This is a genomic window from Geomicrobium sp. JCM 19055 (assembly GCF_000698185.1).
Taxonomy (GTDB): Bacteria; Bacillota; Bacilli; order Bacillales; family Marinococcaceae; genus Geomicrobium_A; species Geomicrobium_A sediminis.
On record NZ_BAXL01000004.1, the window covers coordinates 25,655 to 50,885 of the forward strand.

A 25,231-nucleotide genomic window follows, 5' to 3' on the forward strand; every position below is an offset into this window, starting at 1 on the left:
TTTTACAAACTCAATATGCTGTATAAAAGCGGCTGTCGTGGCGAAGACGCCTGCGGCGGCCTGCAAAGCAGGTTGGTTCGACACCATTGCTATAAGCAATGGCTGTTGAACTTCCTTTATTCGTTAGCCGAAGATCATCGTGCGAAGCACTAAGCTCGTGCAACGCCCGCGGCAAGCGTAGCCACAGAAGCCGCTTACTCATTTACGAGTACGCTTTTGGTCCGTTTAAGTTTCTCAACAGCCTGAATCTCCCTTCTTGGGAGATTTTTTATTTGGCAACATGCAAAACAATCGTCATACTAAACATGACGAAAGGGAGGGTTAACCATTGATTCGCCAATTACATCCAGAAGATCAAACGTACTATGAACAAATGGACACTGGCATCGAGGACGATTACATTGCAGCCATTTTTCCGTACCTCGTTACAGGGCCTAACAAAATGTATGGACTATTCATTGAGAATCAACTCGTTAGTACAGCCGGATTTACGATTTACCATTCGGTCTATGCCATGCTTGGAAGATTGCGCACCGACCGTCGCTATCGTGGACAAAACTTAGCAACAGAAATTCTAAACAATGTGTTAGACCGAGCTTGGGAACATTCAGCGATTCAATGGGTTGGTGCCAATACCCAACAATCAAACGCACCCGCTCAAAAAGTACTCCGTAAAATTGGGTTAACACCACGGATCACTTTGCAATCAGCGACAACAACATCGCCTAATCAATTGGCTGATGAACACACTCAATGGACGGAGATCACAAGTCTTACAAAGAAGAAAACGTTACTTTCAGAACAATATGTCCAACCAGGACGAGTATTCCCATATGAATGTTATTATCCGTTCGAAGCGAAAACTGAATTGTTCCACGATGATGAAGTTGCTATGTGGCGTTTCTTTGAAAATCATCAATGCGATCGCTTTTTTATAACGAAATACGACCAAAAGAAATATCACTACTTGCATGTTGTCTATCCATTTCAAGATCTATTCAATCAATCCGGTTTATGGGCGACGATCACTCACGCACATAACGACTCCCAGTCACAATTCGAAGAAGACGTTCACGTTTGGGTGGACATAACAAGCGATCAAATTTCAAAGCTTCCGACTCAACACCCTTTTGACCTACCTTCACCGTGGAACCTGTATGTTGACCAACGATAATTCTCACCTCAATCGATGCCCGATTCTAACAGCTTGATTGAGGTGAATTGTTTTAGAGAGTTGATTGATCAAACGCTAGAATATGCTCCGCAATTTCCTTTGGCTTCTCTTCTGGCACGTAATGACCGCACCCTTTAATCTCATACCCTTGAACGTGGTCAATCGTCTTTTTCCATACATCCACGACTGGTAACCCAGCCAAGTTGCCATGTTCTCCCCAGAGCACTAACGTCTCCTTCGACAACTTGCCAACCCCTTGTTCATATTCAGGAAGATCGGTACGATAGGTTGCTCGGTAATCACTGAGCGCTGCTTGAACCGCTCCTGGTTCTTTAAACGCTCGTAAGTACTCATCAAAAGACCCGTCTTCCTTTAGGCGTTCGTATAAGCCTTCACCACGACTCAATAGAAACGTTAAGTACTCTTCTTCTTTCCCCTCAATTAACGTCTCAGGAAGGTCTGGAACGATTTGAAATACCCAGTGCCAATACTTCTTTGCTGCTTCTTTTGCCGGCAATTGATAGACGTATTCCATAGGCATAATATCGATGAATACAAGCTTTCTTACAAGTTCTGGACGTAAGTAAGCAAGCTTTCTTGCAACCCTTGCTCCTCGGTCATGACCAACGATTAGTGCGTTACGAATGTCTAGTCTGTCTAGAACAGATGCGACGTCATGTGCCATCACATCATTCTGATACAACGCTTCTCCGATTGGCTTTCCTGACTTACCGTATCCTCTCAAGTCAACTTTAATGACACGATAACGCTCTGTTAGATGAGGACTAACATACCTCCACGTTAACGAGCTCTGAGGAAATCCATGTAGCAAAAGGCAAACCGGCTTATCAATCGCTCCATCATCCTCATAATGAATCCCTACGCCTGCAACTGAAACCTCCCCCACCTTCGTCACCTCTTTAACTCTTGAATAATGGCATTCGTCACTTCTTCAGTTGTACAATTGCCACCTAAATCAGGCGTCACCATTTGTTGACGTGTGACCTGCTCAATCGCTTCAAGAACTTTTGTCGCTGATTCTTCTTCCCCTAAATGATCGAGCATCATTTTTGCAGTCCAAATCTGACCGATCGGATTCGCAATCCCTTTGCCAATAATGTCTGGGGCGGAACCGTGTACAGGTTCGAACATAGATGGGTACTTCCCATTTACATTTAGGTTTGCTGCCGGAGCGACACCGATACTTCCCATAATCCCTGCACCGATATCCGTTAGAATATCCCCAAACAGGTTGGAGGCAACCACAACATCTAACGTCTCAGGCTTCGTAACGAGAAAGGCTGCAAGGGCATCAATGTGTTGTGATTCAGTCGTCATCTCAGGGTAATCTTGGCTTACATCTTTGAAAACCTCATCCCAAAACGGCATGCTATGAATAATGCCGTTTGATTTCGTTGCGCTTGTCACATGATTTCTACGTTTCTTCGCTTGTTCAAATGCAAAACGCATCGCACGTTCTGTTCCTTTTCGTGTAAATACAGCGTTTTGAATCGCAATTTCTTCTTCACCATTGCCAATTCGGCCACCGCTAGAACTGTATTCTCCTTCACTATTTTCTCGAACGACGACAAAGTCAAATTGATTAGGGTTCGCCAATGGCGAGGCAATGCCTGGTAACACTTTTGCAGGACGCATATTAATAACTTGCTCGAATTCTCGGCGAATTTTGATTAATAATCCCCAAAGTGAAACATGATCGGGAACGAGCTGTTCATTACCGACAGCACCAAGAAAAATCGAATCAAATGAGGCTAATGTTTGAATCCCGTCTTCTGGCATCATCACACCATGTTCTAAGTAATATTCTGAACTCCAAGGAAAGGACGTAAATTCAAATTGAAACCCACCATGAATATCTGCAATTGTATTCAACACTTGTTCAGCTGCAGGGACTACCTCTTTCCCAATGCCATCACCTGGAATGCTTGCAATGCTCCATTTCTTCATCGTTAGTTCCTCCTGTTTTCACTTTCTGTCGGCTGTCGACAGGTATTAGTTTTATTATACATGATTCTTGAGGAAGAACGTACAAAGAAAAACTGACATCGTCTAAATAAAAAAACGTGCGCGACTGTCTGCACACGTTTTCTAGACACAAACCTTCGTGTCTTTAAGGTTCTGTATGGTCGTCTCGCACTGCTTCATCCCGATCTCTGTTCTCTTTTGTTTTCTTCTGCGTTTCCGTGAAGTTAGTATCTTCCCCCTCGTCTGAACTGTCACTAGAAGGGTTTGTGTGATCGCCTCTTTCTTTGTCATCTTGATCTCTGTTCTGCATCGTTTCTTCCTGTGCTTCTGTGTAACTACGCTGATTGTCGCTTTTCTTGTTATCTTCTCTTTTCCGTTTAAAGTCTGATCGCTCTCCGTGCCAAATGAGGTCAAAGATCGCTCTACCGTTCGTAGGTTGTCCATCCGGCAAGTACACAGGAATGACATCAAACAACACGTAATAAAAACAATAAAAAATGAATGTTGTCCAGAAGATATTATCTGCTAATACACCGTTTAACACTAAAGAGTTTGCTGTAAAAGCAATACCACCAGTCATCATAATCGGCGCAGCATAGATTAACCCGTGCCAAAAACGATTTTTAGGCTTGAGTTCATCGTACTCCATCCAGCTATACATAAAAAAATACCGTCGAACCTCGACAGTAGGTATCGTAAACAATATAGGTCCACTACCAACAATGAGCTTCTTATTCTCACCTCGTAGAAGCGTCGCCACAAGATAATAACCAGACTCACGAATGACCGTGACAATTGGCAAGATAAAAAGCGCTGCCATAAATAGTCTGAACCAGTCGATTAAACTAAACATATACTCTCCTTTTCTCTCTGTTTTGTTTGTAGTTATATCATTGATTTAAATCGTTTATTTTAATGACGGACGTACTATACTACATGGTATAGATCTACGATGCAAATGTAGAACTCTATGTTCAATTGACAAAAACTTGTGTCATTTTTGCAGAAGACCTTTTTAATGCGTGTTTTAGATTTACCAAAAAGGGAAAACCTTGAAGTAAGAAACTAAAAATATAAAAGGTCGGTATTCCTTATGATCCGCCCTTTAGAAAACTGTCCTCTAAAATCACACTCATTATTCTTATATAGACACGATCATAGAAGAACAATAAGATCCGCTCACCTTCAGGTAAAGCGACCGCTCCATAATTAATAAAGGACGTGATGAATTTGAGTAAGCCAATGTTTAAAGAATTTAAAGAAGAAAAAGATGCACTTGAAGCAGTAAAAAAAATGCGAACAAAATTCTCTCCTAGTTGTATAAATGTTATTAACCCTTATCCACAAGATCGTCATACACTATCAGCTGCGGACTATGGATTACCAGAGGAGAATGTTTGTTATAAAGGCGTTCAACAAAGTTATCAATCCAAACTTATTTCATGCGGATTTAACGCGAATGAAATAACACAATTAGAACGAGAAGTACAAGAAGGTACGCTATTAGTTATAGTTTGTCAATAAACCTTCCTTTCATCCCTTTTAAATCTTCCAAAATGAAAATAGGAGGAGGGAACTTGAATTGATATGCTCCCTCCTCCTATTTTTATTTAAATAAACGTTTAATTTATTCTTCAACCTGAACGTTCCAGAAGATCGGCCCCATTAATAATTCATAATCTATCAGACGATCACTTACTGCCTCTACATTGTCATAATGACCGATGTTCACGACCGGTACGTCTTCATAGAACAATTCTTGCAATTCTTCAAACAACGCGAGTGCCTCATCTTGTGTTTCGGCTTGATCAATTTGATCAAAGTATTCTTCATAGCCAGGGTGATCTGTCCAACCAGCCCAACTTGGATTAAAGAATGGGTATTGATGAGGAACAGCATAGACAAAGAATGACGTGACAAACATCTCATACTCATTTGGGTCATCACGCAGACTGAGCAGTGTTGCCCAATCCACTACGTTAAGCGTTGCATTGATTCCCATCTCTTCAAGCTGCTGATGAGCAACGACCGCGACATTATAATGAAAATCATAATCCCGACTCGTCAGAATGCGAATTTCTTCCCCGTCATACCCTGCTTCTTCAAGCATGGATAATGCGAGTTCTGGATCATTCACATCGTAATTCTCTTCTCCAGCTCGTGTGTACCAATCCGTTTGATCCGGGATCATTAAGCCAGGCTCTAAGCTGTAGAAGTCCTCATAGTTAAATGCCGCTTGCAAAATCGGTTGCTTATCAAGAGCAATGTTCATTGCTTGTCTTGCTAATGGATCCGAAAATAACCCTTGCTCTTTGTTAAATACCAGCACTTCCATTCCGCTCGGTGTTGTCATCAACTCAATGGAATCATCCGCTTCTAACATTTCGTAATTATCAAAAGGAACTCCGTTAATCGCATCGTACTCACCTGTCTGCATTCCAGATAACCTCGTCTGTGAATCAGGCACGAAATGAACTAGAATTTCATCAGCATACGCATTCTTTTCACCGCTCAGCCCGTCAGCTGGTGCATCCACGCCAACATAATCTTCAAATCGTGTTAATTGAACATGTTGGTCTTGGTGCCACACACCAAACTCGTACGGACCTGTACCGATGTACTCATCGACTCCTGTCGCAGGAGCGTTTGAAGCAATCTCTGCTGGCATGATTGCCGCCATTTGGCTGATATCTGCTAACAGATGTAAAGCCGTGTTGTTCATTTCATCTAGCAACACATTTACGGTATAATCGCCATCTGCCTCGTATTGTGCTTCAGGTAAAACGTTAGAAACTTCTTGCCAACGTTGCATCGAGGCCACAACATCTTCTGATGTCATTTCTTCACCATTATGAAATAGGACACCTTCGCGAAGCGTAAATGTGATCGTTTTACCATCTTCACTTACATCATAATCTTCTGCGAGCATCGGGGCTACTTCGTAGTTACTATTTAACGTAACAAGTGATTCGTAAATGGAACGACTAATATCTCTAGTTGCAGCCGCTGTCGTGAAATGTGGGTCCAACACTTCAGGTTGAGTACTGTATCCGTAGTTGATTGTACCTCCAAGATTCGAACTCTCTTCTCTAGTTCCTTCTTCAATCGCTGCCTCTTCGTCAGAGCTACCTCCGCAACTTGCCAACAACATGACTCCTACCATTGAGCCAATCAGCGGCATCATTCGTTTCTTCATAACGGCTTACTCTCCTCGACATTCATTTTTGGTTGCTTTTGATAATGCTTTGTGACACTTTCATACGCGTGCGCCATTTGCAACAGCTCAAAGTCTTGCCCAATTGGTGCAACGAGTTGCAATCCAAACGGTAACCCATTCTCTGTAAATCCTCCTGGTACTGAAATCGCTGGCGTATTTAAGACCGAGATGAGCGAACATGATTGCATCCAGCTCGTATACGACTTCATCGCTTCACCCGCAATCATCGTCGGATATTCAACGTTGGCATCAAACGGCTCGACTTGCGTCGTTGGCAGCATAAAGAAATCATAGTCACTAAAAAAAACGAGCCATTTCATGGACGAGCTCTGTTTGCTTACGTAATGCACGACCGACTTCTGGACCCGTCAGATTCATGCCCTTTTCAACATTTTTGACATACGTCGTTTTTAATTCTGCTCGGTGCTGTTCAACAAAAGCGCCACCGGCAGCTTCCATTTCAAACGCACGCAACGTTTCAAAGACGTCTGCGGCCTCCGCTAAATCCGGTGCTACGTCCACAAGTTCACAACCAAGGCTTTCCCAAACCGCTAATTGGTTTTTAAATGCTTTTCTCACGGGCTCATCTAGTGCAAGTAGACCACCTAAGTCTTCGCTATATGCAATCTTCACTTTTTTTGTCATCAAGTTCAAGACGTTGCAAAAACATGATCCCCTCTTCACGTAAAGCAATTGGTACACGCTTGTCGTACCCAGCGATTACCGACATCATATAGGCAACGTCAGATACCGTTTTTGCTAACGGACCTTGTACCGATAGGGTCCCAAAACCGTTCGCTTTCGGATACGTAGGAACTCTTCCGGGTGATGGACGCAACCCTACGACGTTATTGAACGCTGCAGGATTCCTGCATGATCCTCCCATATCTGAACCGTCAGCAAGCGGAATCATTCGTGCAGCAAGAGCTGCAGCTGCCCCGCCACTGCTACCACCAGCACTCTTTTCTACGTTGTATGGATTTCTCGTTAGCCCAAACACCGGATTAAATGTATGAGATCCTGCCGCAAATTCAGGTACATTTGTTTTCCCGATTCCGATTGCCCCCGCTCTCCTTAAGCGAGACACGAGCAGTTCATCTTCTTTTGCGACGTTGTCTTTTAGCACCGTGCATCCTTTCGTCGTCTTAAATCCTTTTGCATCATGCGTATCTTTGAACGCCATCGGAATGCCATGAAGCGGACCATCAACGTTTCCTTTTGCAAAACGCTCATCTGCTTTTCTAGCTTCTGATAATGCATACTCCGGTTGAAACGATACGATCGCATTAATGCTCGGGTTGTGCGTTTCAATTTGCTTAATAAACGCACTCACCACTTCATGGGAAGAGACTTCTTTCCCCTTAATCATCGCGACTAGTTCCACTGTCGTAAGATCAACCAATGAACTCACCGAATCCCCCATTTCTCATTTATAAACCTGAAGAAAGCGCTTACTTTTGTTGTCATTCAGCGGAAGTGCCAGTGTAATCTTTACTTCTATAAGAAGTGCACCAAACGGCACGTATACACATTTGGCGCAGTCTCATTGACTGAATCAGTTACTTCTCGAAATGACGATCGAGCGGATAGATCGGTCGGTTCACATTCACATATTCAAAGTGATCGAGTGAGTAACTGCTAAGTCCAGGAGAATCGACAGTAATGATTTTTTTTCGCTAAATCTTGGAAACCCGCACGGAAATGCTGGCTTGATTTTAAAGCAATTATTTTATAATCTAATGGATTAATTCCTGTTAATGAGATAATTTCTGGATCAAAGGTTTGTGTGCGTACAGAGATCACAATGACTTCAACTTGACCGATGACTAGCCTAGCTGTCTTCCCATAATTCGATTTTTTTTGCCGGCCATCATCGGGTTCGTGTGTACGAACACCCCATCGGTAAGTGCTACTACCTTTGCTGTGACTCTTAGCGGTTCACCGTGAAGGTGATCCGTTTTTCCACCAAGTTCTACGTCAAGTGTTGCGCCATTGCCTTTTTCATGGGCGAGCGCTGCCACGTCAGGGTCGTATATGCATGCAAAAACGGTATCAGGTAAGTCTTGTCTCAGTAAATCTTTTAATAGATTCGTTCCGTCTCCAGGGGTTCCTGCACCTGGATTGTCACTCGTTTCATTGATCACGACAGGCTTTCCTTCTACGTTTAAAGCCGTGTCGATCCCTTCAGCAGATGATAGCAATTCGACGATAAAGTCGGATTTGGCATCCCAAAGGTCTTGAGCTACTCGCTTTGAGATCGCTTCTGCTAATTCACGTTGATTGTTCGTTGTCGTTAAGATGGCACAACCAATATGTGCAACATCTGTATGTGGGAACGAATGGTAGAACGTACAATCTAGTACATCTCCAAGCTTTTCTTCCTCGAGTGTGAGCTTCATGTCAAAAGCCGGACCACTTATTGTATGTGTAGTCGGAATCATCATCGGAAGCTTCGTCATGTGCATAACTGGGATAACCTTGTTAACAACTATTTCTTTGACGAGCTTAACAGCATCCAAACCTCGTTCATAACTATCCACATGTGGATATTCTTTCACACCGAGTAATGCACTCGCATTCTCGACCATTCTTTCTGTTAAATTTGTATGTAAATCGAGGGTTACGACAATTGGAATCTTCGCATCAAGTGCACGCCTTAACTCTTCTAATAACTCTCCTTCAAGATCATCAATTCCTTCAACAACACCTGCACCGTGAAGTGCTAGACAAACTGCGTCCAACTCTTTGATTTCAAGAATACGATTGATTAACTCTCGCTTCATCGTTTGGAATGTCTCCAAAGGAATAACACCTGAAGGGTTTGCTCGAGCAGAAAACGTCGGAATGACGGTATACCCTTCGTGATTCGCTTGATCAATCATGCCACCAATGTAATCTCGCACTCCATCGTAATGCTCAAAAATCTCTTCTCCATATAACCATTCATATAATTTAAAAAAAATTCTCATCAGAACTTACATTTGAGAACGTATTCGTTTCGTGTTGAATGCCTCCGACTGCAATGTTCAAAACGCTCACCTCTCTTTAAGTCTATACAAAACGATTGATTTTAAAAAAAACCAATCGCCTTGTACGTGTCTATGCATTTACTACTTCCTTCTCTTCCGTTGTGATGCCTTCATCATGCAAATGACATCTGACCGTATGATTACCTGCTAGATGTAATGATTGTGGAATCGTTGTTTTGCATACGTCCATTGCAAACGGACAACGTGTATGGAACACACACCCAGAAGGAGGGTTTAACGGTGACGGAATGTCTCCTTGTAAAATAACGCGTTCACGTTGTACGTTCGGGTCAGGTAACGGTACCGAACTAAGTAGAGCCTTCGTATACGGGTGCTTCGGATTTTCGATCACATCATCTGTATACCCTTCTTCAACGAGGTTCCCTAAATACATAACCCCGATCCGGTCAGAGATATGTCTTACAACGCTAATATCATGAGAGATAAACAAATACGTCAATCCAAGATCTCGTTGTAAACTTTGCAAAAGGTTAATAACTTGAGATTGGATGGATACGTCCAAAGCAGATACTGGCTCATCGCAAATAATCACTTTCGGATCGACGACTAACGCTCTTGCAAGACCGATCCGTTGGCGCTGCCCACCTGAAAACTCATGTGGATATCGATAATAATGATCGACTTGCAAGCCAACCTTGCTCATCACTTCCATAACAATGTCTGTACGCTCACTCTTATTACCGATGTTATGAATGTTTAGCGGTTCTTCTAAAATGTTGCCAATTCGTTTTCTTGGATTCAAAGAAGAATAGGGATCTTGAAACACCATTTGCATATCTTTCCGAACCTTGTTCATCTCTTTATTCGAAAGCTTGAAAAGATCTTTTCCGTTATAGATCGCTTCACCTTCTGTAGCATCGTGCAGTCGCAATAATGTTCGACCCGTTGTACTTTTGCCACACCCTGATTCTCCTACAAGTGCATAGGTTTCCCCTTTTCTTAAGTCAAAGGAAACACCATCCACTGCTTTGACATAAGTGTTGCCGCTTTTAAGTTTGTTCAAGCCTTTTTTTTGCCTGATAATACTTCTTCATGTTTCGTACTTGAATTAAGGCAGTCTCCTCATGTTGAGCTTGCATGGACGTGACCTCCTTCTTCCCTAGCAATGATTTCTTCATAATGCCAACAACGCACTTTTTTTCGTATCGCTATGTGTCTTAAGTGGTGGCATTTCCTCTAGACACTTCTCATCTGCGAATTCACATCTCGTAGAGAAACGGCATCCTTTAGGCTTATTTGTAAGGCTTGGGACATTGCCTTTAATGACACTTAGTTCTGACTTACGTTCGCCAGTCATTTGCGGAATCGATTTAATCAATCCCCGTGTATATGGATGGAGTGGCTTTTCGAAAAGCGTCTTTACATCGGCCTCTTCAACAATCTGACCTAGATACATAACCATGACACGATCACAAAGCTCAGCAACAACGCCCAAGTCGTGAGTAATAAAAATAATGCCCATCTGTAGCTTTTTGTTCAAGTCTCGCATTAGGTTTAAAATCTGCGCTTGAATCGTTACATCGAGTGCAGTTGTTGGCTCATCTGCAATTAATAATTTCGGCTCACACGCAAGCGTAACGGCGATCATCGCTCGTTGGCGCATCCCACCTGAAAGTTGATGAGGGTATTCATGAACTCGCTTTTCTGGTGATGGAATTCCTGTTAATACAAGCAATTCAACAGCACGTTCGTACGCTTCTTTTTTTTGATTTTTTATGATGGAGCATTAACGGTTCGGCAATCTGCTTCCCGATTGTAAATACAGGATTTAATGAGCTAAGTGGATCTTGGAAAATCATCGAGATTGCGTCGCCACGAATCTTTTGCATCTTTTTAATCGGATAGTTGAGGAGATTGTCACCGTTGAATTCGATTTTCCCTTCGTACTCAACCATATATTCATCATATAGACGCATGATCGATTGGGACGTCACACTCTTTCCACAACCTGACTCTCCTACTAAACCGACAATCTCACCTTCGTGAATCGTAAAACTCACATCATCAACTGCCGTAACCGTACCTTTTTCCGTATAAAAATGCGTTCTTAATTCCTCTACATTAAGCAATTCAGTCGCCATCAGATTTCCCCCTATCTTTATCCACGTGCTTTTTGAGAATTAAAACGAAAGAGGTTAACACGTTTTTTCTTCGATCTCGGCTTTGTATGTGGATCAATCATATCTCGAAGCCCATCGCCCACGAAGTTCAACCGATTACGGCAAGGATAATCATAATTCCAGGGAATACAGTCATCCACCACGCATTAAAAATAACGAGTTTTCCGTCGTATAAAATGTTCCCCCAACTCGGGTCAGGTGTCGGCACCCCAGCACCGAGGAAACTTAATGCAGCTTCTGTGATAATACTATCCGCAAAAATAAACGTCGCTTGAACAACTAGAGGTGAGATCGTATTCGGCGCAATATGTAAGAATATAATTCTAAGAGGACTCGCACCTTGTGCCCTCATTGCCTCCACATACGTCTCCTCTCGAATCGATAACGCTTTCGATCGTACAACCCTAGCAATGTGAGGGGTAAAGACAATACTCAAAGCGATAATTACGTTTTGCGTCTGTGGTCCAAGTGCTGCCATTAGCGCAATTGCAAAGAGAATTCCAGGGATTGCCATTAAGCCATCGCATATTCTCATAAGAATATGATCGAGTGTTTTGTAGTAACTTGCGAGTAAACCGATGACTAATCCGACAACAGAAGTAATGACTGCTACAGCAAGACCTACACCTAATGAAATTTGTGCACCGTAGACGACTCGAGAGAATAAATCCCGTCCAAAGTTATCTGTACCAAGTAAGTGTTCTGCACTTGGCGGACTTAACCGGTTTTCGACGACCATTTGATACGGTGTATAGCTTAAAAAGAACGGACCAATGAGCGCTACACCGACGACAAATAACATGATGACACTACCTGTTAATAACAGTTTATTTGACAGAAAGCGCTTGAGTAACAATGAGCGCTGCTCTTTCTTTAATTCTTTTCGAATGTTCGATAAACTCGTCGTTGACATGTGACCCCACCCCTTTCCTTATTTACTATCAAGTCGTACCCTCGGATCGATGAATCCATAGAGTAAATCAATGATTAAGTTAATCGTTACATAAATGAGTGTCACGAATAAGACGATGCCTTGAATAATCGTATAATCACGTCGCTCAATTGAGTTAATAATAAGCTGTCCAATTCCCGGAATATTGAAAATTGTTTCTGTAACAACTGCCCCAGTTACGAGTGCTCCAAAAGTTGCTCCAATGACCGTAAGAATCGGTAGAAAAGCATTTTTAAGTGCATGACTATAAATAACTGTCCGCTCTTTCATCCCTTTAGAACGAGCCATCTTAATGTAGTCTGTATTAAGTACTTCTAACATCGATGCACGCGTCATTCGAGCAATTAACGCTGCCTGAATCGCACCTAATGAAATGGCAGGTAGAATTAAATACTGCAAATGATTCCATAGACCATTCGATAACGGTTGATATCCTGCTACTGGTAACCACCCGAGTTGCACTCCGAAAATTAAAGCAAGAAACAAGGCAAGTAGAAAGCTCGGAATCGCCATACCCATTAATGATACGACCATAACGGATTGGTCCGTTGCGGTTCCCCTTTTAATTGCTGCAACAATACCAATAGGAATAGAGATCGACAGTGCAATAATCTCTGCAACAATGGCAAGGGATAACGTCGGCCCTATGTGAGAAAATATCGCATCAAGTACCGATTGATTCATAAAATAGGAATCACCAAAATCCCCTTGTACAACTCCCCCAAGCCAGTTCAAGTATTGAACAGGTATTGGATCGTTTAAGCCTAATTCTTCACGTAATTCATTGACTTGCTCTGGTGACGCTTCTTCCCCTAGCATGTAGGAAGCTGGGTCCCCAGGGGTTAAATGTACAATCCCAAAAATAACAACGGAAACGACAAATAACACTGGTAACAATGAAAGTATTCGTTTGAGAATATAGATTCCCATCACGCTTTGCCCCCTCTTTGTATGGTTGTCCTCTATCTTTGTCTAACACGATAAAGTATAAATAGTCAGATAAATTAAGGTTTACCTGACTGTCATGCGTGCATATCTAAGTTTTTTCCTATATATAATACGAAAGCATCTCTGCTCATCACATCATTCTCTTAAATACGTTCATTATGTATGAGTTGATTCGTCTAGACTTTCTTCGTATGCTTATTATCCGAAGCAAATGCTTTATGTTTTTATGATTATGAAGTATTTCCTGCTATAAATCAATATAGTATTTAAAATTTTTAAAAAGTTCTTGTAAGATTTCCTCACGGTCAAAACTGTTTCTGTAGCGATTTCTTACATTCTTGAATTGCTTACGATTTTTTTTCGCCCTATTCACTAGAATGATCTAACCATTTATCGCAAGCTTGAAACGATGAACTACCTCAAAATACGCACTAAAAAAAGCCTCCCCATTACGAAGAGACTTACGTATTTACTGCTTTTCTTTGTCTTCCATCTTCTTTGCACGATCTCGTCGAACCATATTCACGAAAACGGTTACTGCAATCCAAATGATGAGAAACAATAAAATCATACCGTACCAAGGCAATTCATAGCCAAGTGTATTCAAAATCGTTATTAAGACGAAAGCAATGATAAAATAAATAAACATGCTCGTCCAATCAAATTGTGTTCGCTTCATACCTTCTAATCCCCTTGAATCGTCCTTATGATTAGCATATCGGAAATCGCTCCTCACTGCAACGCTCATGCAATTCAGCCAATTGAAAGGAGTCACATTGATGTCCAACTACACTGTTCGTGCTGCTACTGCACACGATGCATTGCAACTCTCAAACTTACGCCAACTCGTCGACAAAGAAACGGATCATCTAGACCGAGAAGAAGGTGAACAAGTCTTAAGCGAAGCGCAATTTCGCGAGATTCTAATTAAAGATCACGAAGAAGAAAACCGGTATTGTGTTGTCGCTGAACACAATCAAAAGCTCGTCGGGTTTGCTAGGTTACAGGGAAATAGCTTACACCGGTTTAAACATCACGTTGAATTTGGGGTTGCCATTCAAAAGAGTCATTGGGGCAAACGACTTGGCACGAGATTATTACAAGAATGTCTGTCCTATGCAGACGATCATCAACTCGCAAAAGTAACTTTGCGAGTTCAAGAATCAAATTCTAAGGCCCTTCAACTCTACAAAAACTACGACTTCGTTATTGAGGGAACCTTAAGAAATGATAAAAGAATGCCTGACGGAACTTTCCAACATACTGTTCTCATGGCTCGCTTTCTTACTTAAACCTCATCTTCGATGTTTACAGCAATAACTTCCGGCTCCCCATCAAGAGCTACCTTTAATCCAAGTAATGGTCCCCCAAACACCGCCCCACCATCAATACCAATCTTCGTTCCACATTCAGAAAACCAAGCCTCATCGCGCTCGTCTGCATGCAAACGTTGGACAGGGGTATGACCAAAGATAATCGTTTTGCCAGAACGATTGTAGCCATCATGAAAGGGTTCGCGAACCCATAAATAATCTTCTTTCGTTTGATCTGCTAACTCTTTATCGACGTTAATGCCAGCATGTACAAAGAAATAGTCACCCCATTCATGGAAATGGGGTAGCTCTTTCATAAATTGCAACTCTTCCTCAAATTCCTCTTCAATGATCTCTCTAAACGCTGTGTAAGAACCTTCTTCAAATGTTTCACTTTGCTCAATCATTGAATCTAACGTTTGCACACCACCATTTCGTAGGAAACGTTCGATCTGTTCCTCATTCATCCAATCTAAGAACATATCTTCATGATTCCCCTTTAATGCAATCACGTCATCGTATTGATTTTGAAGCTCCATGACACATTGAACAACTTGTAACGACTTCGGACCACGATCAATGTAATCCCCTAAAAAAACGAGCATCTCTTCGTCACGATTCCAATGCTCGAGCAATTTTTGTAATTCATCATAGCATCCGTGCAAATCTCCGATTACAAATGCTTTTTGCTTCTGCATAATATCAGCTCTTTTTCCCTTACTATAGCATAAGGTTTCTCTTACTTGCACCGACCTACAATTCTTCTGTTTTTAATGACTTAGTTACGATACGCAGGATCACGCTGAGTTTTCTGTCTTAATTCATAATGTGCAATAAAGAAATACACTTAATCAAAGCGTATGCTCGTCTGGTTTGAAACGCACGATAGAGGGTATACAAAATTTGCACCCGTAACAAAGGCAATTGTCTTAAAAGCGTAATGAACAAACGAATGATTGTAATCGACTGATACACTATATGTAACAGACGTTAACGATAAGGACGTGAATTTTATGCAGCTAGGCATTCTCGATCAAATGCCAACTCCAAAGAATCTGACTGCTGAGCAGACTGTACAACACACCCTCTCACTCGTGGAGTTAGCAGAAGGTTGGGGTTATTCTAGCTACTGGTTCGCTGAGCATCATGGAACGAAGGGCATGGCCTCAAGCTCACCCGAAATTATGATGGCTGCCGCCGCAAGTCGGACAAAGCAGATTCAAGTAGCAGTGGCGGAATTCTTTTACCGCAATATAGCCCATACAAAGTCGCTTCTCAACTCCTCCAATTAGAAGCGTTGTTCCCTGGACGAATTGAAGCCGGTGTTGGTCGCTCTCCTGGAGGAAATGAAACGATCCGTTCACTTCTAGCGAATGGAAAAGAAAATGAGATGGGGATTTTCCGACAAAAGGTACAGCAATTACACAACTATGTAAAAGGGAATACAAAAATCAGGCGACTCCCCGAACGCAAGAACCACCCCGATTATATGTACTTGGACTAGGACCGAATAGCGCAAGGCTTGCCAACGATGAACAAGTTGGATATGTGTTTGGACACTTTATCCACCTGAACACGGTGTAGAAACTCATCAAACATTACGCGAGCTTCATCATACACACGATATAAAGACTGCCGTCTTTGTAATCTGTGGAAAAGATAATGAACATGCTGAAAAACTGGCATTAAGCCAGGATCTTTGGCTTTTAAACGTAGAAAAAGGATTAGACAGTCGGATCCCTTCTTACGAAGAAGCTAGTAGACAAACATTCTCTTTGAGTGATCAAAAGAAAATCAAACAGAATCGAAAACGGATGATTATCGGGGGACCAGAACGAGTAAAAGAGGCGATGAAACGTCTAGTTGATGACTATCAATCAGAATCCTTTCTTCTAGTCGCGTCGATCTATGATCCATTAGAAAGAGAGCGATCGTTTAAGCGGATTATTGAGCTTTTTTTAAATGAAGTGACCTTCGTGCGTTTGCTCTGGATCGCTCGTTGTTGATGACTCGTTTTCTTTCCTTGATTAAACGCAGTCGTTTTTCGCTCACTATAAAAACCAATGTCCTCTCGTAGTATCGACTCTTTGCTACTAAAAGACATTGCCCTTCTAAAATATACGTCTGCTTGATAACTGTTGTTCAGTTCTAAATAGCTTTGCCCTAGATGATTATAAAAGAGTACTTTCTTCTCTTCACCAATGCCATGCATGTACTCTTCTGCACGGTGATAAGAATCAATCGCTGAATGATAGTTTCCTTGTTCATGATTCAGCTTTCCAATCAATGTATGATGCAGAAACGATACAGCTCTTTTTGTTTCGTCAACCATGGGGTTTAACTCTTGCTTTACTTTTGGTACCGTTTGATCTAATACACGATGATACGTAATATTGTAATAGAATAAAACAAGTTCATAATACATCTTGATTGTCGACTGCATCTCATGAGGCAGACGCCTTTCAACGTCCAGCTTCATTTGGTGGACCTCTCGTAACTCTCTACCTTGAATCATACTCTCGTACCATTCACCGATAGATTGAACGATGGTCTGCTCCTTATGATTCACCTGTAATTCCTCCTTAAGCGCGTATCTCTCTTTTTAGAATTGTAAGTTAAACAATTAGAATCAAAGTCTAAATTGTTTAAAATCAATTATCTCCTATTCAATGTAATATAAAATCTAGCAAATCTCTATATCCTAAACGGATTTAAGATATTTGAAGCGCGATTTCGACATGACTCGAGACAATATTGGTATTACTTCCTTTTTTTTGCTTACAATAATGATAGCCAATTTCTTAAAGAAAGGGCTTGATGCAATGTCTTTCATTACAGGCACCTTTTCAATTGTTTTACTCATTAATATACTTCTCGCTTTTATTATCGTGTTTATTGAACGACGAGACATCGGTGCTACGTGGGCATGGATTCTCATTTTGTTCTTCATACCCATTGGTGGGTTTATTTTGTATCTCATATTCGGAAGACATCTAAAACAAAAGAACTTCTACAACCTCTCAAAAGAAGAACGTGAATACTTAAAGATCGCTGTAGAGGCTCAAGTCTATCATTTGCAACAACACTTATCTGTGTTTCAAGATCAAAAGCTTCAAGATAAGTATGAACAATTAATGCTAATCAATTTGCAATCGTCTACCTCCATCATAACGACAGATAACGAGGTAGAATTGTTCACTGAAGGAAAGACGAAATTCGATGAACTGTTCCATGATATTCGCCAAGCTAAAGAAGAGATCAACATTCAGTATTACATCATTCAAAGAGATGAACTTGGCATAAAACTACGTGATGAATTGACGGCCAAAGCTAAAGAAGGGGTAAAAGTCAGACTCCTTTATGATGATATCGGCTCTAGGAGATTAAATCGCTCATTCTTCAAGGAACTTATTGAGCACAATGGTGAAGTTGCCGCATTTTTCCCTTCAATCTTTAAAGTCGTTAACCTTCGTATTAACAACCGAAATCACCGTAAGCTCTGTATTATCGACGGAGATATCGGTTACATTGGAGGGTTTAACGTAGGGCGAGAGTATTTAGGGAAGAAAAAGAAGTTCGGTTACTGGCGAGATACCCACTTTCGTATTAGAGGTGGTGCTGTAGATCATATCCATGGCCGGTTCATCCTTGATTGGAAGCAAGCAACCAAACAAGATTCAATCAACCTCTCTGAATATGCTGGTCGAAAAGAACGTCATAGTGGCTCTAGTCCTGTTCAAATCGTCGATAGTGGACCGAACTCAGAAACTGAACACCTTAAGAATATGTACATCAAGCTCATTATGACAGCGAAGAAAAGCATCAAGATTCAAACGCCTTACTTTATTCCCGATACGAGTTTTATGGACGCAATCAAGATCGCACTGTTAAGTAACGTTGATGTACACATTATGATTCCTAACAAACCTGATCACCCATTTGTCTATTGGGCGACACTTGCGCATGTAGGCGAGCTCTTGAAGTACGGAGCAAACGTCTGGATTTATGAAAAGGGATTTATGCATGCAAAAACGATTGTCATTGACGAAGAAGTCTGTTCAGTCGGTACAACGAACATTGACTCAAGGAGTTTTCGTTTGAACTTCGAAGTGAATGCAACTGTGTACGATGAAGCTGTCGCACAAAAATTGCACAACCTTTTTCTAGACGACATGAAAGACAGCACGTTACTTACTCCACAGCTTTATAAGGAACGCTCACTATGGATTAAAATCAAAGAAGCTGTGTCTCGCTTGTTATCACCGATTCTATAAACAGTCGAAAAAGACCCTCTAAAAACGAGGGTCTTTTTCATTTCCCGGGAAATGATGACAATTTCCCTTAAGTTTCGCTGACAGTATTCAACGTTTTTTTTCGCTATTGCTTGTTTAGAAAGGCTTATCACAACCGAACAGACAAATATGTTCACAATCGTCAACAAGCCTTGATGAACACCTAAGATAAGAAATGATATAAATGCAACAAATGTATCGAAACAAAAGATAACAATTCCAGGATCTATTCGATATCGCTTTTGTAAATATACAGCAAGAATCGTTGCTCCACCCATCGAAGATTGGCTTAAGAAAATTAGCACTGCACCAATTCCAACAAGTAGCCCTCCAATTACAGAACCAATTGCCGTTGGAATCTCCATTTGAAACCATTGCCCACTAAAAACAGTCATAATTGAAACGATAATAACAGAATAGAGGGAGTTTAAAGTGTAGTCTTTGCCAAGTTTTATGAGAGACAAAATGAAAAAGGGTATGTTGACGAGAATAAACAATAAGTAAAAGGGCAATTCAATTATTCCCATTAGCGTAAGTGACATACCCGCCGCTCCAGAAGTTGCTAATCCGGCTAGACCAGTCACTTCAATCCCAGCTGTCAATACGAAACAACCGAATAGATTTAATAATAGTCGTCTCACCTGCTCCACCTTCTTCGTATCGATCTTATCTCTATCCTACCACTTCATTCAATTAGCCAAGTATACCATTACACATTAGTATTTGCCGATCGATTTACGACGTTCACATGCAGTTGTCCGATAACTTGGTATGCCATGCTCATTGTAGATACTATTCTTGTTATATAATCTTTCAAAATAGTTATAACGTTTCGTTTTGAATTCGTGTATAATGCTCTTTATATCTATTTTTGTTTCGGAGGGATACACAAATGTCCACCCTGATTGGATCATTACAGGAAGTTTTACAAGAATCTCAACTCTCTACGAGTGAAAGTGTACGAGGGCTACATAGCCAAGATGAGTCTTATCATGCGCCCATTTTGCCTGAAGTCGTCGTGTTTCCTCATAGCACAGAAGATGTACAATCCATCTTAAACATCGCAAAACAAGAAAATCGCCCCGTCTATCCATATGGAATGGGCACGAGCTTAGAAGGTCATATTATTCCAACAACCGATGGCATTTCAATTGACTTTTCAGAAATGAATAACATTATTGAAATTCTAGCGGATGACATGCTCGTGAAAGTTCAACCTGGTGTGACGAGAGACCAATTAAACAAAGAATTAAAGAAGCATGGTCTTTTCTTCTCTGTCGATCCTGGTGCAAATGCGACTGTCGGAGGCATGGCTGCCACCAATGCGAGTGGAACGAGCTCCGTTCGTTATGGCATCATGCGAGATCAAGTTCGCAATTTAGAGGTTGTCCTTGCAAATGGTTCTGTCATTCATACAGGTAGCTTAGCTGCTAAATCGTCGTCTGGCTATAACCTCAATGGATTGTTTGTCGGTTCAGAGGGGACTCTCGGTTGCTTTACTGAGCTCACATTGAAAGTGTACGGAATTCCAGAACAAATTGTTGCTGGTCGTGCAACCTTCCCGTCCGTTGATCACGCCGTCCAAGCAGTTGTACAAATTCTTCAAGCGGGTATTCCAGTAGCACGATGCGAACTCGTTGACGAGCCCTCTATTCAAAAGGCCAATGAGTTTAGCGACACAAATTACTCCATTCAACCAACATTGTTTTTAGAATTTCACGGAAATGAAGCTGGATTAAAGCAAGACGTTGAATTTACAAAAGAAATTGTTAAAGAGTTCGGCTGTAAAGAAATTGAATTTGAAAAAGACACGGCTGCTCGGAACAAATTATGGGAAGCAAGACATAACCTTGCTTATGCACACGTTCACAGCTCACCAGGGAAAAAAATGATGGTAACAGATGTGTGTGTACCAATTTCTAAGTTGGCCGCTGCAATCACCCACGCTCGGGCAGTTGTCGATCAATCGAGGTTTGAAGGTGGCATTGCCGGTCATGTTGGCGATGGAAACTATCATATCTTAGTAATGTTTGATCGTGACGACCCGGAAGAAGTTGAAGCTGCCTCCAAACTTAATGAAGAAGTTGTTGAATTTGCCCTTTCTGTTGGGGGAACTTGTACCGGTGAACATGGGGTTGGGCTCGGTAAAAAGAAATACCAACAGAAAGAACACGGAGAAGCACTTCAACTTATGAAGGTTCTAAAGCAAACATTTGATCCAGATAATCGTATGAATCCTAATAAACTTATCAACTAATGGGGGAATAACGATGAAGTTCCTTGCTTCAGTGAGTACATTTGCAGGTCGTTACTTCGCTGTACTCGTTATCATCGCAGCATTCACTGCTTTTCTTATGCCAGACCCATTCATCCCGATCAATAGCTACGTTCCGATCTTACTCGGGATCGTTATGCTTGGAATGGGAATGACGTTAAAGCCTGTCGACTTTACACTCGTAGCAAAAAAAGCCGACGCCCGTCTTATTAGGTCTTCTCTTTCAATATACAATTATGCCACTCACTGCTTTTCTTATTGCCTTAGCATTAAGCTTACCGCCTGAGCTTGCTGCTGGACTCGTTCTTCTCGGCTCTGTACCTGGTGGAACATCATCAAACGTTATGGTTTACTTAGCTAAAGGAGACTTGCCTCTCTCCATTACGATGACGTCGATATCCACACTCGTTGCGCCAATTGCAACACCAGCCATCTTATTCTTGCTTGCCGGACAGTGGATGCCAGTTAACTTTATGAGCATGTTCACCATGATTATTCAAGTGATCATTATCCCAGTAGCCATTGGACTTTTACTTAGAAAGTTCGTACCAGCATTTGTTGATAAGACGGTTACTGTTATGCCACTCGTATCGGTCGTTGCTATTCTTGCAATCATGTCTGGTGCTGTTGGTGCCAATGCTGATACACTCGCTTCAGCTGGCTTAATCGCATTCGTAGCTGTTATGCTTCATAACGCCGCTGGCCTTGCACTCGGTTATGCAGCAGCTACCATTTCTAAATTAACTCCTAGTCAACGACGCGCCGTTTCCATCGAGATCGGGATGCAAAACACAGGGCTTGGTGTAACACTTGCAACCGCACACCTTTCGCCTCTTGCCGCAATCCCTAGCGTCATCGGAACGGCTTGGCATAACATTACCGGACCAATCATGGCTACCTATTGGTCAAAACGACCACTAAAGCAAGATACACCAAAGGATCAAGATCCAAAAACAACAGAGCTTAACGCTACATCTCACTCATAGAGACTGCCTTCAAATTCTCAAACCTAAGAGAATTTGAAGGCTTTATTATTTGTAAGAATATTTTAAAATCAATATTGATTTCTTGAAGGATAAACTTCATACTTATATAAAAATAATCAGCAATCACTTCAATGACAACATAACTGAAGTGATCGTTAGGGGGACATCATGAAAACATACTATTCTACCAAAGGGCTTTTCGTTGTAAGTACGCTAGTTTTACTAGCCGCTTGCGGCAACGACGAACCGCAAGGTACGACCGAAGCTGAACACACTTCTTCACCAGATGCAACGAGTGAACTTCGTGTGGCCTTTAACGCTCAACCACCATCACTTGATCCTTACATAACAACAGCCGTAGCAACGAGAGACATCGCTCGCCACATTTACGAAGGTCTCGTAACGTTTGATGAGAATTATGAGATCCAACCTTGGTTAGCGGAAAGTTATGACGTTAGTAATGACGGGACGAGCTATACGTTTGCACTGCGAGAGGATGTTTCCTTTCATAACGGTGAAACGATGACTTCTGACGATGTTGTTGCTTCCATGGAGCGTTGGTTTACTACAGCAGCTAATGCAAAAGAAGAATTCAGCGATGCAACAATCTCTGCAGTGGACGAGCATACCGTTTTATTGGAATTAGAAGAACCTTCAGCTGTTGCTATTACAACGCTTGCTTCTCCAGATGAAATTGCTGCAATTACCCCTGCAGACCTTGCAGAGAGTGCTAGTGCAGATGGCATTAGTGAACACATCGGAACCGGCCCTTATAAGTTAGAAAATTGGCAACATGATCAACATATTCATTTATCGAGATTTGAAGACTACGAAAACCCTGAACAAACATCCACAGGCCTCGCTTCTCTACGCGAAGCGCATGCAAGTGATATCTACTTTGAATTCGTTACCGACCCGTCCACACGAGTTGCTGGCATGCAAAGTAATCAATACGATGTAGCGAATGCGATTCCTTTTGACAATGTCGAGCAATTAGAGCAAGACGCTAACGTTGTTAACCATGCGGATCAAAACGGGTTTAATGCGTTAATCTTTAATAAAGAACAAGGGGTATTTAGCGACCAAGCCATTCGCCAAGCAGCAAACACTGCACTGAACATGGAAGCGATCCAACAAGCTGCATTTACAAATGAAGATTATTATAAGATCTCCCATGACTTTATGACAGAAGATCGAGCAGACTGGTACACTGAAGTCGGTTCAGAATACTACAATCAAAATGATCCAGAGCTCGCGCAACAACTGTTAGAGGAATCGGCTTATAATGGAGAAGAAGTCGTTATTTTAACGTCTAGAGATTATGACGATCACTATAGTGCTGCGGTAGTTATTCAACAAGAATTAGAAGCGATCGGCATGAACGTGACATTAGACCTTTATGACTGGCCTACCGTATTAGAAAGACGAGCAGATCCTACCGCTCATGACGCATTTGTCACTGGCTTCCAAACACCTGCATCACCAACCCAATACGTATTCCTAGAGTCTAGTGCCGGTTGGCCAGGTTGGACGAATAGCGAAGAAATTGACCAACACGTTGACAACATCCGTACCGCAGTCGATCAAGATGAAGCGATGGGATATTACGAAGATTTACAAGAAGAGATTTGGACATACCTGCCCCTTATTCGCTTCGGAGATAAAACGACCATTACGACTGTTCGTGAAAACGTAGATGGCTATGACTTTCAACAAGGTTTAATACTTTGGAATACACATGTTACTGATTAACTAAAGGAGCTTTGACATTGAAAATTACTGACCTTACCTTAAGAACCGTAGAAATGACGATGAAATTCCCCTTCGAGACGAGCGTTGGCGTAACGGATACGAGAGAAATTCTATTAATTGAAGTTACCGATGGAGTGCATGTCGGTTACGGCGAGTGCGTAGCAGATATCGATCCTTACTATAGCGAAGAGACGGTTGAAACAGCGCTTCATATTATTAAAGACTTCATTATTCCTAGATTAAAAGGTGAGTCCATTCAGCACCCTTCTGACATTTCTAGTCTGTTAGCACCGATTCGCCGTCATCAAATGGCAAAAGGTGGCGTTGAATGTGCACTGTGGGATTTGTATGCAAAGCAACAAGGAAAGCCCCTTTCCGTAGTGCTCGGCGGCACAAAAACGGAAGTTCCTGTTGGCATTAGCATTGGGATTCAAAAAGATGTAGAAACACTTATAGAAAAGATTAGCGCTTACGTGGATGAAGGCTATCAGAAGATCAAAATAAAAATTAAGCCAGGGTTTGACTATGAGATACTCAAACAAGTTCGTGAAGCATTCCCAGCTGTGTCAATTATGGCAGACGCCAATTCCGCTTTTACGCTTCAAGATCTCGAGCTATTCAAGAAAATAGATACACTCGACTTACTGATGATTGAACAACCACTTGCTCATGACGACATTGTTGATCATAGCAAGTTACAAGCTGCCATCCAAACACCGGTATGCCTCGATGAAAGTATTCATTCATTTGAAGATGCTAGAAAAGCAATTGAATTAGGTAGTTGTAAAACGATCAACATCAAAATCGGTCGTGTCGGTGGATTGTTCGAGGCGAAACGAATACACGACCTTTGTGCTGAAAACAACATTCCGGTCTGGTGCGGAGGGATGTTTGAAACAGGAATCGGACGTGCTCATAATGTAGCAATCTCTAGTCTCCATAACTTCTCCATTCCTGGAGACACTGCCCCTTCTGCCCGTTATTGGGATAAAGATATTATTGAACCTGAGATTACGATGAGTGAAACTGGTACCGTCGCTGTTCCTATAGAACAAGGCATCGGTGTCACGGTTGATCAAACTCATGTCGACTCAATTACGAAAAGACTAGAAACGTTCTCTATGTAAAAGAATGGATGGTGTAGCACGTGATTCAGTCCAAATTGC

General features: G+C 41.8%; 27 protein-coding genes and 2 pseudogenes. 10 read left to right on the forward strand and 19 right to left on the reverse strand.

Annotated elements, in window-relative coordinates:
- Positions 1-10 precede the first annotated feature (10 nt).
- Entirely contained in the window at positions 11-163 is a 153-nt protein-coding gene (locus JCM19055_RS26215; protein ID WP_265181812.1) for a hypothetical protein, read from the reverse strand.
- Positions 164-328: 165 nt separating this feature from the next.
- On the opposite strand from JCM19055_RS26215, the gene JCM19055_RS04695 reads away from it, so the two are divergent.
- Positions 329-1,174 carry a GNAT family N-acetyltransferase gene (locus tag JCM19055_RS04695; protein WP_081833440.1) on the forward strand — a complete coding sequence of 282 codons (846 nt, stop codon included), beginning with the start codon at positions 329-331 and terminating at the stop codon, positions 1,172-1,174.
- Positions 1,175-1,226: 52 nt separating this feature from the next.
- Here JCM19055_RS04695 and JCM19055_RS04700 read toward each other — a convergent pair whose 3' ends face one another.
- From JCM19055_RS04700 to JCM19055_RS04710, 3 genes are all read right to left on the reverse strand, one after another.
- A complete protein-coding gene (locus JCM19055_RS04700; protein WP_042358776.1) occupies positions 1,227-2,081 on the reverse strand; it encodes an alpha/beta fold hydrolase in 855 nt (284 codons plus the stop codon).
- 5 nt (positions 2,082-2,086) lie between these two features.
- A complete protein-coding gene (locus JCM19055_RS04705; protein ID WP_042358777.1) occupies positions 2,087-3,142 on the reverse strand; it encodes a tartrate dehydrogenase in 1,056 nt (351 codons plus the stop codon).
- Positions 3,143-3,305: 163 nt separating this feature from the next.
- Positions 3,306-4,013 carry a hypothetical protein gene (locus JCM19055_RS04710; protein ID WP_193745310.1) on the reverse strand — a complete coding sequence of 236 codons (708 nt, stop codon included), beginning with the start codon at positions 4,011-4,013 and terminating at the stop codon, positions 3,306-3,308.
- A gap of 377 nt (positions 4,014-4,390) precedes the next feature.
- Between JCM19055_RS04710 and JCM19055_RS04715 the strand changes: the two genes are divergently transcribed.
- Positions 4,391-4,684, forward strand: coding sequence for a hypothetical protein (locus tag JCM19055_RS04715; protein WP_042358780.1), 294 nt, complete (start codon positions 4,391-4,393; stop codon positions 4,682-4,684).
- 103 nt (positions 4,685-4,787) lie between these two features.
- Here JCM19055_RS04715 and JCM19055_RS04720 read toward each other — a convergent pair whose 3' ends face one another.
- From JCM19055_RS04720 to JCM19055_RS04755, 12 genes and pseudogenes are all read right to left on the reverse strand, one after another.
- Entirely contained in the window at positions 4,788-6,356 is a 1,569-nt protein-coding gene (locus JCM19055_RS04720; protein WP_042358781.1) for an ABC transporter substrate-binding protein, read from the reverse strand.
- Complete coding sequence (locus tag JCM19055_RS28515) at positions 6,353-6,697, reverse strand: amidase family protein (protein ID WP_265181813.1); 345 nt, start codon at positions 6,695-6,697, stop codon at positions 6,353-6,355. The genes JCM19055_RS04720 and JCM19055_RS28515 overlap by 4 nt, the downstream gene beginning before the upstream one ends.
- Positions 6,675-7,010, reverse strand: a complete 336-nt coding sequence (locus JCM19055_RS28520; protein ID WP_265181814.1) for a hypothetical protein — start codon at positions 7,008-7,010, stop codon at positions 6,675-6,677. The genes JCM19055_RS28515 and JCM19055_RS28520 overlap by 23 nt, the downstream gene beginning before the upstream one ends.
- Positions 6,994-7,788 carry an amidase family protein gene (locus JCM19055_RS28525; protein ID WP_265181815.1) on the reverse strand — a complete coding sequence of 265 codons (795 nt, stop codon included), beginning with the start codon at positions 7,786-7,788 and terminating at the stop codon, positions 6,994-6,996. The genes JCM19055_RS28520 and JCM19055_RS28525 overlap by 17 nt, the downstream gene beginning before the upstream one ends.
- Positions 7,789-8,015: 227 nt before the next feature.
- A complete protein-coding gene (locus JCM19055_RS28530; RefSeq protein ID WP_370543001.1) occupies positions 8,016-8,180 on the reverse strand; it encodes an MlrC C-terminal domain-containing protein in 165 nt (54 codons plus the stop codon).
- 23 nt (positions 8,181-8,203) lie between these two features.
- Entirely contained in the window at positions 8,204-9,346 is a 1,143-nt protein-coding gene (locus JCM19055_RS04730; protein ID WP_265181816.1) for a M81 family metallopeptidase, read from the reverse strand.
- Positions 9,347-9,476: 130 nt separating this feature from the next.
- The gene (locus JCM19055_RS04735; protein ID WP_305047331.1) at positions 9,477-10,430 is read right to left on the reverse strand and encodes an ABC transporter ATP-binding protein; all 954 of its coding nucleotides are present in this window, start codon (positions 10,428-10,430) and stop codon (positions 9,477-9,479) included.
- 111 nt (positions 10,431-10,541) lie between these two features.
- Complete coding sequence (locus JCM19055_RS31275; protein ID WP_370543002.1) at positions 10,542-11,102, reverse strand: ABC transporter ATP-binding protein; 561 nt, start codon at positions 11,100-11,102, stop codon at positions 10,542-10,544.
- A gap of 1 nt (position 11,103) precedes the next feature.
- The gene (locus JCM19055_RS31280) at positions 11,104-11,508 is read right to left on the reverse strand and encodes an ATP-binding cassette domain-containing protein (RefSeq protein ID WP_370543003.1); all 405 of its coding nucleotides are present in this window, start codon (positions 11,506-11,508) and stop codon (positions 11,104-11,106) included.
- A gap of 17 nt (positions 11,509-11,525) precedes the next feature.
- Positions 11,526-12,460 (reverse strand): annotated as a pseudogene (locus JCM19055_RS04745) (ABC transporter permease).
- Between the two features lie 18 nt (positions 12,461-12,478).
- Positions 12,479-13,429 carry an ABC transporter permease gene (locus JCM19055_RS04750; RefSeq protein WP_042358782.1) on the reverse strand — a complete coding sequence of 317 codons (951 nt, stop codon included), beginning with the start codon at positions 13,427-13,429 and terminating at the stop codon, positions 12,479-12,481.
- Between the two features lie 487 nt (positions 13,430-13,916).
- Positions 13,917-14,126 carry a hypothetical protein gene (locus JCM19055_RS04755; protein ID WP_042358783.1) on the reverse strand — a complete coding sequence of 70 codons (210 nt, stop codon included), beginning with the start codon at positions 14,124-14,126 and terminating at the stop codon, positions 13,917-13,919.
- 100 nt (positions 14,127-14,226) lie between these two features.
- On the opposite strand from JCM19055_RS04755, the gene JCM19055_RS04760 reads away from it, so the two are divergent.
- Positions 14,227-14,739 (forward strand): GNAT family N-acetyltransferase, encoded by a 513-nt coding sequence (locus tag JCM19055_RS04760; RefSeq protein WP_052365937.1) that lies wholly within the window; start codon positions 14,227-14,229, stop codon positions 14,737-14,739.
- On the opposite strand, the gene JCM19055_RS04765 is transcribed toward JCM19055_RS04760, so the two are convergent.
- Positions 14,736-15,458 carry a metallophosphoesterase family protein gene (locus JCM19055_RS04765; RefSeq protein ID WP_042358786.1) on the reverse strand — a complete coding sequence of 241 codons (723 nt, stop codon included), beginning with the start codon at positions 15,456-15,458 and terminating at the stop codon, positions 14,736-14,738. The genes JCM19055_RS04760 and JCM19055_RS04765 overlap by 4 nt on opposite strands.
- Positions 15,459-15,773: 315 nt before the next feature.
- On the opposite strand from JCM19055_RS04765, the gene JCM19055_RS28535 reads away from it, so the two are divergent.
- Positions 15,774-16,052: an LLM class flavin-dependent oxidoreductase gene (locus tag JCM19055_RS28535; protein ID WP_052365938.1), complete on the forward strand. Its 279-nt coding sequence runs from the start codon at positions 15,774-15,776 to the stop codon at positions 16,050-16,052.
- A 5-nt stretch (positions 16,053-16,057) separates the two neighbouring features.
- Positions 16,058-16,264 (forward strand): hypothetical protein, encoded by a 207-nt coding sequence (locus JCM19055_RS28540; RefSeq protein WP_265181817.1) that lies wholly within the window; start codon positions 16,058-16,060, stop codon positions 16,262-16,264.
- Between the two features lie 402 nt (positions 16,265-16,666).
- Here the strand turns inward: JCM19055_RS28540 and JCM19055_RS04775 are convergent, their stop codons facing one another.
- The gene (locus JCM19055_RS04775; protein WP_042358787.1) at positions 16,667-17,329 is read right to left on the reverse strand and encodes a tetratricopeptide repeat protein; all 663 of its coding nucleotides are present in this window, start codon (positions 17,327-17,329) and stop codon (positions 16,667-16,669) included.
- A 253-nt stretch (positions 17,330-17,582) separates the two neighbouring features.
- On the opposite strand from JCM19055_RS04775, the gene cls reads away from it, so the two are divergent.
- Positions 17,583-19,034 carry a cardiolipin synthase gene (gene cls / locus JCM19055_RS04780; RefSeq protein ID WP_042358788.1) on the forward strand — a complete coding sequence of 484 codons (1,452 nt, stop codon included), beginning with the start codon at positions 17,583-17,585 and terminating at the stop codon, positions 19,032-19,034.
- Here the strand turns inward: cls and JCM19055_RS25185 are convergent.
- Positions 18,965-19,693 (reverse strand): YitT family protein, encoded by a 729-nt coding sequence (locus JCM19055_RS25185; RefSeq protein WP_193745311.1) that lies wholly within the window; start codon positions 19,691-19,693, stop codon positions 18,965-18,967. The two genes, cls and JCM19055_RS25185, sit on opposite strands and share 70 nt — an antisense overlap.
- Positions 19,694-19,944: 251 nt before the next feature.
- On the opposite strand from JCM19055_RS25185, the gene JCM19055_RS04785 reads away from it, so the two are divergent.
- From JCM19055_RS04785 to menC, 4 genes and pseudogenes are all read left to right on the forward strand, one after another.
- Positions 19,945-21,309 carry an FAD-binding oxidoreductase gene (locus JCM19055_RS04785; RefSeq protein WP_042358789.1) on the forward strand — a complete coding sequence of 455 codons (1,365 nt, stop codon included), beginning with the start codon at positions 19,945-19,947 and terminating at the stop codon, positions 21,307-21,309.
- Between the two features lie 13 nt (positions 21,310-21,322).
- A pseudogene (locus JCM19055_RS04790) lies at positions 21,323-22,313 on the forward strand (bile acid:sodium symporter family protein).
- Between the two features lie 168 nt (positions 22,314-22,481).
- Positions 22,482-24,065, forward strand: coding sequence for an ABC transporter substrate-binding protein (locus JCM19055_RS04795; RefSeq protein WP_042358790.1), 1,584 nt, complete (start codon positions 22,482-22,484; stop codon positions 24,063-24,065).
- A gap of 17 nt (positions 24,066-24,082) precedes the next feature.
- Positions 24,083-25,192, forward strand: a complete 1,110-nt coding sequence (gene menC, locus JCM19055_RS04800; RefSeq protein ID WP_042358791.1) for an o-succinylbenzoate synthase — start codon at positions 24,083-24,085, stop codon at positions 25,190-25,192.
- Positions 25,193-25,231: the final 39 nt, after the last annotated feature.